The organism is Salmonella sp. SAL00672 (assembly GCF_046552175.1).
GTDB classification, from domain to species: domain Bacteria; phylum Pseudomonadota; class Gammaproteobacteria; order Enterobacterales; family Enterobacteriaceae; genus Salmonella; species Salmonella enterica.
On the sequence record NZ_JBGDUQ010000001.1, the window covers coordinates 111,603 to 124,620 of the forward strand.

Annotated in this window: 14 protein-coding genes and 1 tRNA gene; 12 read left to right on the forward strand and 3 right to left on the reverse strand. The window is 49.9% G+C overall.

The window, feature by feature from the left end; translation table 11 throughout:
- Positions 1-87 precede the first annotated feature (87 nt).
- On the forward strand, positions 88-1,131 hold the full coding sequence (locus ACLJTG_RS00590; protein WP_079951259.1) for a sialidase family protein: 1,044 nt from the start codon (positions 88-90) through the stop codon (positions 1,129-1,131).
- Between the two features lie 82 nt (positions 1,132-1,213).
- Here the strand turns inward: ACLJTG_RS00590 and ACLJTG_RS00595 are convergent, their stop codons facing one another.
- Both ACLJTG_RS00595 and ACLJTG_RS00600 read right to left on the reverse strand, forming a co-directional pair.
- Positions 1,214-1,744 carry a cytochrome b gene (locus ACLJTG_RS00595; protein WP_000929980.1) on the reverse strand — a complete coding sequence of 177 codons (531 nt, stop codon included), beginning with the start codon at positions 1,742-1,744 and terminating at the stop codon, positions 1,214-1,216.
- A gap of 148 nt (positions 1,745-1,892) precedes the next feature.
- The gene (locus ACLJTG_RS00600) at positions 1,893-2,207 is read right to left on the reverse strand and encodes a TRL-like family protein (protein WP_000182479.1); all 315 of its coding nucleotides are present in this window, start codon (positions 2,205-2,207) and stop codon (positions 1,893-1,895) included.
- 681 nt (positions 2,208-2,888) lie between these two features.
- Between ACLJTG_RS00600 and ACLJTG_RS00605 the strand changes: the two genes are divergently transcribed.
- The 5 genes from ACLJTG_RS00605 to ACLJTG_RS00625 are packed head-to-tail and all read left to right on the forward strand — an operon-like array spanning position 2,889 to position 7,674.
- The gene (locus ACLJTG_RS00605; RefSeq protein WP_000946085.1) at positions 2,889-4,523 is read left to right on the forward strand and encodes an ABC transporter substrate-binding protein; all 1,635 of its coding nucleotides are present in this window, start codon (positions 2,889-2,891) and stop codon (positions 4,521-4,523) included.
- Positions 4,523-5,497, forward strand: a complete 975-nt coding sequence (locus ACLJTG_RS00610; protein WP_001726984.1) for an ABC transporter permease — start codon at positions 4,523-4,525, stop codon at positions 5,495-5,497. Before ACLJTG_RS00605 ends, ACLJTG_RS00610 begins: the two co-directional genes overlap by 1 nt.
- A complete protein-coding gene (locus ACLJTG_RS00615) occupies positions 5,487-6,299 on the forward strand; it encodes an ABC transporter permease (protein WP_000966636.1) in 813 nt (270 codons plus the stop codon). The genes ACLJTG_RS00610 and ACLJTG_RS00615 overlap by 11 nt, the downstream gene beginning before the upstream one ends.
- Positions 6,293-7,090: an ATP-binding cassette domain-containing protein gene (locus tag ACLJTG_RS00620; protein ID WP_000950212.1), complete on the forward strand. Its 798-nt coding sequence runs from the start codon at positions 6,293-6,295 to the stop codon at positions 7,088-7,090. Before ACLJTG_RS00615 ends, ACLJTG_RS00620 begins: the two co-directional genes overlap by 7 nt.
- On the forward strand, positions 7,084-7,674 hold the full coding sequence (locus tag ACLJTG_RS00625) for an ATP-binding cassette domain-containing protein (protein WP_000947460.1): 591 nt from the start codon (positions 7,084-7,086) through the stop codon (positions 7,672-7,674). Before ACLJTG_RS00620 ends, ACLJTG_RS00625 begins: the two co-directional genes overlap by 7 nt.
- A gap of 81 nt (positions 7,675-7,755) precedes the next feature.
- On the opposite strand, the gene ACLJTG_RS00630 is transcribed toward ACLJTG_RS00625, so the two are convergent.
- On the reverse strand, positions 7,756-8,889 hold the full coding sequence (locus ACLJTG_RS00630; RefSeq protein WP_023261432.1) for a mechanosensitive ion channel family protein: 1,134 nt from the start codon (positions 8,887-8,889) through the stop codon (positions 7,756-7,758).
- Between the two features lie 193 nt (positions 8,890-9,082).
- Here ACLJTG_RS00630 and ACLJTG_RS00635 point away from each other — a divergent pair, with 193 nt between their 5' ends.
- From ACLJTG_RS00635 to ACLJTG_RS00660, 6 genes are all read left to right on the forward strand, one after another.
- The gene (locus ACLJTG_RS00635; RefSeq protein ID WP_079951258.1) at positions 9,083-9,409 is read left to right on the forward strand and encodes a four-helix bundle copper-binding protein; all 327 of its coding nucleotides are present in this window, start codon (positions 9,083-9,085) and stop codon (positions 9,407-9,409) included.
- 8 nt (positions 9,410-9,417) lie between these two features.
- A tRNA-Arg gene (locus ACLJTG_RS00640) sits at positions 9,418-9,494 on the forward strand.
- Positions 9,495-9,605: 111 nt separating this feature from the next.
- Positions 9,606-10,253: a metal-binding protein ZinT gene (zinT, locus tag ACLJTG_RS00645; protein ID WP_001537483.1), complete on the forward strand. Its 648-nt coding sequence runs from the start codon at positions 9,606-9,608 to the stop codon at positions 10,251-10,253.
- 107 nt (positions 10,254-10,360) lie between these two features.
- Positions 10,361-11,149 carry a cryptic aminoglycoside nucleotidyltransferase ANT(3'')/ANT(9) gene (aadA, locus tag ACLJTG_RS00650; protein WP_000175796.1) on the forward strand — a complete coding sequence of 263 codons (789 nt, stop codon included), beginning with the start codon at positions 10,361-10,363 and terminating at the stop codon, positions 11,147-11,149.
- 144 nt (positions 11,150-11,293) lie between these two features.
- Complete coding sequence (locus tag ACLJTG_RS00655) at positions 11,294-11,887, forward strand: helix-turn-helix domain-containing protein (RefSeq protein ID WP_001682351.1); 594 nt, start codon at positions 11,294-11,296, stop codon at positions 11,885-11,887.
- 68 nt (positions 11,888-11,955) lie between these two features.
- Positions 11,956-12,804: a MerR family transcriptional regulator gene (locus ACLJTG_RS00660; protein WP_000190263.1), complete on the forward strand. Its 849-nt coding sequence runs from the start codon at positions 11,956-11,958 to the stop codon at positions 12,802-12,804.
- Positions 12,805-13,018: the final 214 nt, after the last annotated feature.

Sequence of the window (13,018 nt, forward strand, 5' to 3'; positions counted from 1 at the left end):
TTTTCACCGCGTTGATGCTATTTCTGCTAACACTACTTTCATACATAAAAAAGCTGATGCTTTTTACCTTATTTAATCGAGGCAGGTATGAAATTAGCGCTCGTCAATCGGCAGGTCATTTTACCGGAAAGCGGAACCGAGTCCTTCCAGTGCCATGCCTCTACGCTTGTTCGCTTACCGTGCGGTACGCTCGTGGCCGCATGGTTCGCGGGGTTGCGCGAAGGAAGCGAAGATACAGCCATCTGGCTATCTCGCTATGAACATAATATCTGGACAACACCGCAGCGAGTGGCGGCACGCGAGGGGGAAGCGCACTGGAATCCGGTGTTATTTTACCCGTCGGATAAATTGTGGTTATTTTATAAAGTAGGCAGCGACGTACACGTGTGGAAAACCTGGTTTATCACCTCCAGCGATCGAGGATTTACCTGGAGTACGCCAGCTCCGTTGGTTAACGATGATATTTTGCCGCGCGGTCCCGTAAAAAATAAACTCCTGCTGGCATCAAATGGCGCCTGGATTGCGCCAGGGTCGATTGAGAGTCCTGAACGGTGGAGGGCATTTGTGGATCGATCCTCTGACGAAGGAAAACACTGGAATATCTCTTTTGTTCCGCTGGAGCCTGATAACGCTATTCCCGGGACAAACGTAGCGTTGTGGGATGGTGTAAAAAAGGGGGTGTTGTGGGAATGTTGTCTGGAAAACCTCTTGCGCTGGGATGGCGTTATTCAGCCTACGTTGTGGGAGTCTTCTCCGGGGCATATCCATATGTTGTTACGAAGCACACGCGGGGCAATTTTTCGCAGTGATTCAATCGACTATGGCGCTACCTGGTCTGTTGCCCGCGCGACATCTTTACCGAATAATAATAGTGGTATCGATCTGGTTAGTATGCAGGACGGTACGCTGATTCTTGCGTTAAATCCGGTCAACGGCAACTGGGGAAAGCGCTATCCGCTTTCACTGATTGCTTCCCAGGATAATGGCGAATCATGGCTACCGCTACTGGACCTGGAAAGTGACCACGGTGAGTATTCTTATCCCGCTATTATTAGCGAGGGCGGCGTCGTACATATCACCTACACGTGGAACCGGAAAAATATCGTATATTGTCGATTACAAACGGTGTAAGGCGCTATCAGTCGAAAACGATAGCGCTGGAATAATAATGCCTTGCCCAGCGTGCTCTCTCACGCCGGGATGGCCGAAATAGTCATGATTTACCGGGTAACATCCTTGAAAATGTATCATCTTTTTGTATGTAATGGTGAAACAACGCCGCTGCTGCATGCATGGCAATCAGGAAATAGCCGATATTGGCCAGCATTTCATGAATACGCTTTATATCCGATTTTAGGGCGCTATCTGGCGTCAAAAATACCGGTACAGTAAAACCAAAAAAGCTCCAGCTTTTCCCGCCTGATGCCATCATCGCGACGCCCAGCAGCGGTAAGGCGAGAAAAGTGAGATAAAGCGCGATATGCATTAATTTAGCGGCTACGTGCTGCCAGTGAGGAGGGGGAGGCGTAATGACCGGATCCGGGTATTTGTGTTTAAGATATAACCGTAAAAACATCAGCGCCCAGACCAGAACGCCCATATCATAGTGCGTGTCTTTCATAAACAGGTAAACGCTGGAGCCTTTTGGCGCCCACCCCCGTAACTCAATAGCAGCATATGCGATGCCTGTCAGGAGCAGTGTTAACCAGTGAAGCGTTATTTGCAGTCTTGAGAAATGTGCCATTATTATTATCCTTTATTAACAACTGCTTGTAGAGTATGCGTAAAATCTTAACAGAACCTTAAAGCGGGGGCTGAGTCGCAAGGAACAGACAGAGATAGCGGCACGTAAAATGGGATAAAAAGCCGGCGGCATCGCCGGCTTACTGTTGTTATTGTCCTCTTACGACAACACAGGTTTTACCATAAAACGGATATGAGCCTGTAGTTTCATAATCAACACTCGACACTAAAGAAATATCGCCCGCTTTTTTCGCTGAATCAATAGATGCGTCGCCGGTATTTACAATACCCAATACCGTTTGCGCACACGCTTTACCGGTTTTGGTTGCCGGGAGACTCGTGGCAGTAATTGGCCCTTTAACATCCGTATATAAGCCAATCCCTGTCGGTGATGGTCCTGTAGCACACCCCGTTAAAAGAGAACCAATAAAGATAATTGAAAAAATATGTTTTTTATTTGTCATGGGATTAGTCCATTATAAATTAATAGAAAACTTACCGTCCGAAAATGTCCGGACAGTCATTTAAAAAGTGGTGTATATTAAATATGCGATATTACTCTTTGCACCCTCCTGTTGATGTCGTACCTGATGGACAAATATCCGTTGAAGCCGGATATATTCCCCATGCCGTGTTTTTATAACTTGTGCATCCTGTCAGCAATGAGAACAGTACGGCTAAAAAAATCATCACGAGCCCTGGCGGCGTTAACATTTTTCGGTTGGACTCCATAGCATGTCATTTCATCGGGTTGCCATATGACTGGCGTTCTGCTGGTAAGTTTCATTAACGCCCGGTTCGTTTAATATTGGTTTAGGTTTAAAGCCAGGAGGCGCTAATTACGATACCTTCTTACGTTTCAGTACTGACTAATAATGTTGAGAAAATGAACAGCGTCGGGTGGGAAGACGCAATACAGAATAGAAAGGAAATAAGAGAATAAGATGGCGTTAATTAACCCGGTATTCCTAGCGTCATTTCCCTTGCGTTTTATCCCCGTCAAAAGCGGCCTTTAGCCCACGTTGGCGCTCCCGACGTTTGTGCGTATGATGTTTTTAAAAGATCGTCATACTTTCTGTTCTGCGTCAATTTTTTCCTTACAAATGCTCGCCATAATGCCGTCCTCAGGAGGTCTCCCGACGTTTATGCTGCGCCGGGAGAAACAAAAACAACGCATAATCTGGGACAAATTGATGATTAAAGGCAAACTGGCGCTCGTGACGTGCGCGCTGACTCTGGTATTCACTTCGTCGCTTTTCGCCGCGTCGGACACGGCAGATGGTCGTACCCTGAAGCTGGCCATTGGCCCTGAGCCAACGGAAGGCTTTGATCCTATGCTGGGCTGGAGCCACGGCAGCTATTTATTGCTTCATGCGCCGTTGCTCAAGCAAAACGCCGACATGAGTTGGGGTAATTTACTGACGGAAAAAGTGGATACCAGCCCAGACGGTAAAATCTGGACGCTAACCTTAAAGCCCGGGCTGAAATTCTCCGATGGCTCGCCATTAACTGCCGAAGATGTCGTATTTACATACAACAAAGCGGCGAAGAGCGGCGGTAAAATTGACATGGGCAATTTTAGCCATGCGCGAGCGCTGGATGCGCGCCGAATTGAGATGACGCTGAGCCATCCGCAGAGCACCTTTGTGAATGTACTCGGGTCGTTAGGGATTGTTCCGGCCAGCCGTTATGATGAAAAAACGTTCGCCCGCGAACCGATAGGCGCCGGTCCATACCGACTGGTCAGCTTTCAGCCGGGTCAGCAACTGATCGTTGAAGCTAATCCCTGGTATGCGGGTAAAAAGAATGACTTTAACCGGCTGGTTTTTGTCTTTCTGGATGAAGATAATGCTTATGCCGCCGCGCGCAGCGGACAGTTGGGACTGGTGCGCATTGCCCCTTCTATGGCGGTGGCCCCGCAGCAGGATAATCTTAAACTCTGGGTACGCGATAGCGTTGAAAACCGGGGCATTGTCTTCCCGATGGTGCCTGCCGGTAAAAAGGATGCTAACGGTTATCCTGTCGGCAACGATGTGACCGCTGATGTCGCTATCAGACGCGCAATTAACTATGCCATTAATCGTAAGCAACTGGCGGAACAGGTGATGGAAGGCCATGCGATACCCGCCTATAGCGCGGTGCAGGGATTGCCGTGGCAAAATCCTTCAGTGATATTCAGCGATGGCGATATTGCAAAAGCGCGCGCCATCCTGGAAGAGGCTGGCTGGAAGATAAACAGTGCGGGCGTGCGTGAAAAAGCAGGTAAAGAAGCGCGTCTGACCTTATGGTATGCCAGTGGCGACAGCACCCGACGGGATCTGGCCGAGGCGGTGCGCGCCATGTTGCAGCCTTTAGGCATTGTCGTCTCGTTGCAATCGGGAAGCTGGGAAACTGTAGAGCGCCATATGCACGCTAACCCTACGCTGTTTGGCTGGGGAAGTCTGGACCCGATGGAACTCTTCCATCACTACAGTGGGAAAGCCGCTGGTGTGGAATATTATAACCCGGGCTATTACAGCAACCCTGCGGTAGAAGCACATCTGAAACAGGCTATAGATGCGCCTGACTGGCAAAAGGCGATTCCTTTCTGGCAGCAGGTTGAGTGGGATGGGAAGCAGGGCGCGGGCGTCCAGGGCGATGCGGCATGGGCATGGCTGCTTAATATTCAGCATACCTATCTGGCCAACCCCTGTATTGATCTGGGAAAAGGCGCGCCAGAAATCCACGGTAGCTGGTCGGTGTTAAACAATCTTGATGACTGGACCTGGACCTGTCGGTGATGAAATTGTTCTTCAGTCATTTTTTGCGGCTGATTATTCTGTTGGTGCTGGTGGCTGCCGGCACCTTCATTTTGCTTAGCTTTTCGCCCGTTGATCCTATCCGTGCTTATATTGGCAACGATCTGCTCCATGTTCCGCCAGAACAATATGCGCGGATTGCGGCGCGCTGGGGGCTCGACCAGCCGCTGTGGGAGCGTTTCGGTCACTGGTTTTGGCGTCTGCTCCAGGGTGACATGGGGTATTCCATGCTGTTCAACATGCCTGTCGCCAGCGTGATCCGGGAACGTTTTGCGACGTCATTCGCGCTGCTGGCGGGCGCCTGGCTATTGTCTGGTGTGCTGGGCGTGACATTGGGTTTTCTGGCCGGACGTTTTCTCCACCGTTGGCCGGATAAGATGATTTGCCGTATCAGCTACTTATTATCATCGTTGCCCACTTTCTGGATAGCAATGCTGTTGCTGGCGCTATTTGCCGTCCGCTGGCCGGTATTACCTGTTTGTTGCGCCTGGGACCCCGGAAATAATGCAGGAACAGCTCTTTTATCGGAACGTTTACGCCATCTTGTGTTGCCGGTATGTGCGTTAAGTCTATTGGGCATGGGGCAAATTGCGCTGCATACGCGAGAAAAAATAGCCAGCGTAATGAAGAGCGAATTTATTCGTTTTGCGCGCGCTCAGGGGGATAAAGGATGGTCGCTGTTACGTCACCAGGTGTTACGTCATGCGATTACCCCAGCGCTCTGCTTACAATTTGCTTCTCTGGGCGAACTGATGGGGGGGGCGTTACTGGCAGAAAAAGTCTTTGCGTATCCGGGGCTGGGACAGGCCACTATCGATGCCGGCCTGCGTGGCGATGTCCCGCTACTCATGGGGATCGTTTTATTCTGTACGCTATTAGTGTTTGCCGGAAATACGATTTCAGCCTGGCTTGTGGTGGGGCTTAATCGATCGCTGGAGCGTCCCGATGCTCTATAATCCTGCCCCGACGTTGTTTCGTCTGATCCTCTCCGTTACCTGTCTGCTGTTTATTGCCGGATACGGTTATGCCACGTTGAGCCAGCCGCCAGAGGTTAATCTGCTTGCCCGGCATCTGTCGCCTGATATCCAGCACTGGTTTGGCACCGATAATCTGGGGCGCGATGTATGGCTTCGTTGCTTTCAGGGGGCCTTCACCAGTTTACAAATTGGCGTTGGCGCCGCGCTGTGCAGCGGCGTTATCGCGCTAGTGATGGCGGCAGCGGCGCGCATTCATCCCCGGCTGGACCTCCTGATGCGGCTGATAACCGATGCTATGCTCGCCATGCCGCATTTACTTTTGCTGATCCTTATCTGTTTTACGCTCGGCGGCGGTAAAAGCGGCGTCATTGCGGCCGTGGCGTTAACGCACTGGCCCCGTCTGGCGCTGATTCTGCGCGCCGACGCGGAGCGGGTAGCGCAGAGTGACTACCTGACATTGACCTATCGTCTGGGGCATGGACACCTTTATTGCTGGCGATATCACTATTTTCCGGCGCTATTGCCGCAATGGTTGACGGGAACGTTATTGATGTTTCCTCATGCGGTATTGCACAGCGCGGCGTTAAGTTTTCTGGGGTTTGGGCTGGCGCCGCATGAGCCTTCGCTGGGGCTGTTGCTGGCGGATGCGTTACGGTTTATTAGCCATGGTAACTGGTGGCTGGTGCTGTTTCCCGGCCTAATGTTATTCACGCTGGTGATGCTCTTCGATCAGTTTGCGCGCGCCATTCAGCGGCTGTGGCTAAGGAGTGACGTATGCTAAGTTTACAACAGGTTACGCTGGAAAGCGCGCGTTATCGCTGGTATGGCACGAGACGCTGGTCGCCGTTATTACAGAATGTCTCTTTTGATATCGCACCCGGCGAAATGGTGGCATTGGTTGGCGGCAGCGGGGAGGGAAAAAGTCTGCTGCTGCAATGCCTGCTCGATCTGCTGCCGGAAAACTTACGCTTTCGGGGGGAGATTACGCTTGATGGCAACCGGCTGGACAGACATACCATCAGGCAGCTTAGGGGCAATACGTTTAGCTACGTGCCGCAGGGGGTACAGGCGCTTAATCCCATGCTGAATATCAGAAAACATTTGAACAGAGCATGTCATCTGACCGGACGCGCCTGGGATGAGACGCAGATGGTACAGCTATTACAGCAAAGCGATCTTGAACCGACAGTCCTGGAACGCTTTCCCCGCCAGCTCTCTGGCGGGATGGCTAAACGAATTCTGGCGTGCCACGCCTCGCTCAGCCAGGCTCGTTATATCCTCGCGGATGAGATCACCGCCTGGCTTGATACCGCACTGGCAAACCAGTTGCTTGAGCACTTGCGAGGTCTCTGCGAGCGGGGATGCGGCGTGCTGTGGGTGACTCATGACCTGCTGCTGGCGGCGCGGTATGCCGATCGCATTGTGGCGCTGCATCAGGGTTATATCACGGACAATATTCGCTGCGAGCAGTTACAGCCGGAAGAGATGAGTGAGCCGTTAAAACGGCAATGGCAGGCATTGCCTGAACTAAACCCGTTATTTATGCCGACCGGAGAGGGAATAGAATGCTGAGCTGCCGCGACCTCGTTATTCGTCAGGGCGGGAAAGTCTTATGGCAGAACCTGACGTTTACGATTTCTGCCGGTGAACGGGTAGGAATTCATGCGCCAAGCGGAACGGGGAAAACAACGTTGGGGCGCGTCCTGGCCGGATGGCAAAAGCCGACGGCGGGCGATGTTCTGCTGGACGGCAGCCCGTTACCTCTGCATCAGTATTGTCCGGTACAGCTTGTCCCCCAGCATCCTGAACTGACGTTTAATCCCTGGCGAAGCGCCGGAGACGCTGTACGTGATGCTTGGCAGCCTGACCCGGAAACGATGAGGCGTTTGCATGTGCAGCCCGAGTGGCTGACGCGTCGGCCAATGCAGCTCTCAGGCGGGGAGTTGGCGCGTATTGCGATACTGCGCGCGCTTGACCCACGAACGCGTTTTCTGATTGCCGACGAAATGACGGCGCAACTCGATCCGTCTATTCAAAAAGCGATATGGGTATACGTGCTTGAGGTGTGCCGCAGCCGTTCATTAGGGATGTTGGTGATTAGTCATCAGTCTGCGCTACTTGATCAAGTCTGTACCCGCCATTTACAGGTGGAATAGCCGCAAGTCGTTTCTCCGCATTGCCGTGTCGCCGTTAACGCACCGGGAACCCATAGGTCCCCGGTATTGTCGGCAGAGATTTTACTGCATGACGTGTTTATCTGCGTTTTTTGCATCAGCGGTATTACTGTAGTCTCTGGTCTCTTCAACCTGTACAGGGGCTCTGACAACCAGACTTGGCAGCGCCAGTTCGATATCATTCTCAATGAGTTTTTCAATAATACGGATATTTATCTCTTGCTGAATATCCATGTATTTATTGTAATCCGCGGTATTGACGATATGCACCACCTCATAGGTCAGCCGATCCTGACCAAAGGCCAGTAGATGGGCGCGGTCGAATTGTGTTTCGCCGACATCGGTAATAATCTTTTTCACCATATCGCCGATGAGGCGTAACTTTTCCGGCGGTGTCGCAGTGGCGACGCCAAAAGTAAACACGATACGACGCGTTTGCATCCGCTTATAGTTGTGTATGGTTTGCTGCAACAACTGCGCGTTCGCACAAACGATCTGTTCGCCGCTGAGGCTACGGATGCGAGTGGTTTTCAAACCGATATGTTCAATCGTACCGGCTACATCATTAAAGACGACGAAATCGCCAATCTCGAAGGGCTTATCGAAACCAATCGACAGCGAAGCGAAGACATCGCTCAGAACGGTTTGTACCGCCAGGGCAATAGCAATACCGCCCACGCCGAGGCTGGCTACCAGTGCGGTAATATCCACGCCGACGTTCGCCAGGATGGAGAGCAGCATCATAGACCAGACGAGCACGCGCAAAATCATACCAAGAATGACTAACGTCACCGGGTTTTTATTGGAGCCTGGGGCATACAGTAAATGACGCATCCATGACTGTACGCCCTGATCAAGCCAAATCGCCATTTGAATCGCAACCACTAAAAACCAGGCGTGAGAGAGGGGAGAGAATAACCGGTCGGGCAGGGCGACAAAGCGCAGGCTAAAGAGAAATGCGGCAAAAAAGATGAGCATCTTACTGGTCTTTTTCAGCATCTCGAAAACAATAGGCCGCAGCCGCCCATGAGCATCATCCTTTTTATCCGGGCGTTGTAGCGCTTTATAGACCACATTAAGTAGCCAGTTGATGAGCCAGTAAGTAATGAGGGTGACGAAAAAAACGACCGCCAGATTGATCCAGAACGTCGTTGACATCAGCATCGCAACGATATTTAGTCGTGCTAAATACTCCATTTTACCTCCGATGAAAAGCAGATGAACATTACAGTATAGACGTCACATCACGGAGGCCGATTTCCGGCTTTACTATTGCTGTTTTATTCAGCACTTTTGTTCAAAAAGTATGAAAAAGAGGGGTAGCCGTTTGGCTATCCCGGCGTTTCTGTGCAGACTTATCTACTCCTCTTAATAAAATAAGGAGTCATTTATGCAACAAGAACATCGTGAGTGTATTGAGCAGTGTTATGAATGCGCGGCGGCGTGTGATATCTGCGCCTCTTCTTGTCTGCGTGAAGATAACGTCGAAATGATGAAGCACTGCATCCAGTTAGATATGCAATGTGCGGCCATTTGTCGCCTGGCGGCGCAATTTATGGCATTGGAAAGCGAGTACTCACAAAAATTATGCCGCCTGTGCGCGGATATCTGCAAAGCCTGCGCCGAAGAGTGTGCAAGGCACGATCACGACCATTGCCAGAATTGCGCGCGGGCATGCAGCCAATACGCAGACGCCTGCCTTAAAATGGCCGCGTAATTTTTCTTCCGCCATTAGCTCAACCGGATAGAGCATAGAGCTTCTACCTCTAAGGTTCGGGGTTCAATTCCTCGATGGCGGACCAGTTGATATCAAAAAAGGCCACCTGCGCGGTGGCCGCTGAGTTTCTGTTGAAATAAATGCAATGTTATAATATAACAATCATCTTTCTAAGAAAGATGAGGGTAACGTTTTGGTGATTCATTTAAAAAAACTGACAATGCTTCTGGGAATGCTGTTGGTAAATAGTCCTGCCTTCGCGCATGGTCATCATGCTCATGGCGCGCCGATGACGGAGGTTGAGCAAAAAGCGGCAGCGGGCGTGTTTGATGACGCTAATGTACGCGATCGCGCGCTCACCGACTGGGATGGTATGTGGCAATCCGTCTATCCTTATCTGGTCAGCGGCGAGCTGGACCCTGTCTTCAGGCAAAAGGCGAAGAAAGACCCGGAGAAAACGTTTGAGGATATTAAAGCGTATTATCGCAAAGGATACGCGACGAATGTTGAGACTATCGGCATTGAAAATGGCGTTATAGAATTCCATCGCGACAATAACGTTGCATCCTGTAAATACAATTATGCCGGCTATAAAATTCTGACTTACGCATCGGGTAAAAAAGGGGTGCGCTATCTGTTCGAATGTAAAGATGCGAATAGCAAAGCGCCTAAATATGTTCAGTTTAGTGATCATATCATTGCCCCGCGCAAATCGGCGCACTTCCATATCTTTATGGGAAATACCTCGCAACAGGCATTGTTGCAAGAGATGGAAAACTGGCCTACCTATTATCCTTATCAGTTAAAGGCGAATGAGGTCGTTGACGAAATGCTACATCATTAAGTCTGATGCAATGTTAAAAGCTCGCTATGAATAGCGAGCTTTTTTTCTGCCGTTATGCCATATTTCTGGCAATCAATATAAAAAATACCTGCGCCCCCGGAGCAACGATGACGCTGTCCATACCGCCCTCGATTCAATGCCAAACGGAAGCGGCATGTCGCCTGATTACTCGTGTCACAGGCGATACGTTGCGTGCTATTCATTTATATGGTTCCGCTGTCGCGGGCGGTCTGAAGCCAAACAGCGACATTGATCTACTGGTGACAATATGCCAGCCGCTGACGGAGGCCCAACGCGCAACGCTGATGCAGGAATTGCTGGCGCTTTCATCGCCGCCGGGGGCGTCGGCAGAAAAACGCGCTCTGGAGGTCACTGTCGTGCTTTATTCGCAGCTGGTTCCCTGGTGTTTTCCACCTGCCCGGGAAATGCAATTTGGCGAGTGGCTAAGAGAGGACATTTGTCAGGGGATTTATGAACCAGCGCAGCAGGACTGGGACATTGTGTTACTGATAACCCAAATTCTGGAAACCAGTATACCGCTAAAGGGAGAACGCGCGGAACGGCTGTTCACGCCAGCCCCTGCGGTGCAGTTGCTGAAGGCCTTGCGTTATCCCCTCGACCTTTGGCAATCCACGGCAGATGTGCAGGGAGATGAGTATCATATCGTTTTAACCCTGGCGCGTATCTGGTATACCCTTTCTACCGGGAGATTTACCTCTAAGGATGCGGCGGCTGACTGGCTGTTACCTCAGTTGCCAGAAGATTATGCTGCCACGTTGCGTGAGGCGCAGCGTGAATATTTAGGTCTGGAGCAACAGGACTGGCATATTTTGCTGCCTGCGGTCGTACGCTTTGTGGATTTTGCCAAAGCGCACATCCCCACGCAGTTCACATAAGATGCCCCAGGACGTCTGTCAGGTTGCGCAAACGGCGTTCCTCAACTACTACTTAATAGGTTCTCATCGCTGAAGTAAGCAGATGATCTTATGCGGGCCATCGAATGGATATTCCCACATGGCTCTCGTTTTGTTGAGGTGGATATGACTGGTTCCGCATCATCTGTTTTAAAGACAGATACAAGACTATTGAGCGAAAACCTGTTTCTTAATTATGGTCTGGAGTCCTTATTTAAGGACGTCGCAATAATAGCTGGTAACGTAAATTATATTATTTTTGATATTGACGATTACTACACCGTACAGCAGTATATTACTTCCGCATTTAAAACGGTACTCATTGGAATTGTTACCCATAATGAATATAACTTTATTGATGAACATCATGCCATATATCGAATAAAGGTCGATGCCTCTATTGCTGAGTGGCGTGAATTACTGATTTTGGCCGCTGCTGGTCAATTTTTTCCCAGGTCAGAGAAAGTCAGATTAACGGCGAATGAAAGAAATGTTTTGGCGATGCTTGTTAAAGGAATGGATATCCGACAAATAAGCTGTGAGCTGAATGTACATTTAAAAACTATTTACTCAGTACGCTACCATGTTCTGACTAAATTAGGTTGTAGAACAGTTCTGGATTATCAAATACTGTCCGTTTCTAAAGCCTTTACGCACTGGCTTACAATAAATAATGTTGATAATGTAATTTCCCGTGTAAATAGTAAGGTCATTGCTTAATAATGATTTGCTTCTGATGGCGTTTAGGTTCACTATGCTTTCTTACATCATCATGAGGCCAGACAGGCATGGCTACTTTTAGTATTAGCGCAATGGCGGCGCAGTGTGGTGTCACAACAGCAAATATCAGGTCCTGGGAACGCTATGGCCTGCTTCAACCTACCAAAGATGAAGCTGGCAATCGTTTTTATTGCATAGAAGATGCTATCAGAATACAGCATATTATCGACGCGTTAAGCAAAGGCTTCTCATTAAAAGAGATTAAACCTGCCCTCTATGGTGAAGAAACGCATTGCCGCTCGGGATGGTTATTCTACCAGGAAGAGATTTTAGCGCAGTGTAGAAAATTCGAACCCGCCAAATTGCGAAAATTACTCTGGCGTTATGGTCGGGAAATTCCGCCGTGTATCGTCATTGAGTCAATACTGCGTCCTTTACGGCTGTGGTTGTCCGCAGGCGATGATGATGCACGCCGATTTGAAAAGGCATTACTGGATACTGCGATTATTGAATACGCCACATTCCAGCTAAGTAGCGTACGAAAGGCGCCAGCAGGCACAATGCTTATTGCTGCGTTTTCGCTGAACGACCCCATTGAGCTATGGCTGGAAACGATTAAATATTGTAGTGAAGGTATGCGAGTTGAAGTCATCCCCTGGCAGGCGCCGATGCCCGATCTTTTATCAACGTCTTTCGAGCATATTGTTCTGTGGCATGATGAGACATTAACTCCCGCGCAGGAAAATCTTATTCAGGCTTTAAAAGAATCGGGTAAATTTAGTCTTCATGTGAAAAATGGCTCAGGCTTAACATTACTGCCAGCCGTATACCGGCAGCATGAGATGCCGGAAAGCATGCAGCATGTTGCACCGCAAATCCATGCAAACGGCTACGAAAAATCAGGCACCGCACGTTGAGGCATCTGCATTATTAACGAACAGGGGAGGAGTAACCCCCTCCCTTGTTTATACCCTTCATACTCCAAGTTGCTTATGTGTTGGCTACGGATTACTCGGCCCATCCATGGGCCTCGCCCTGACGGGCCGTCGCACGCGACGTTCAAATCTGCTCCCGGCAGATTTGTCGTTCACCTCAGTCATATAGTTATCTATGCTTCTGGGGACTCACTCC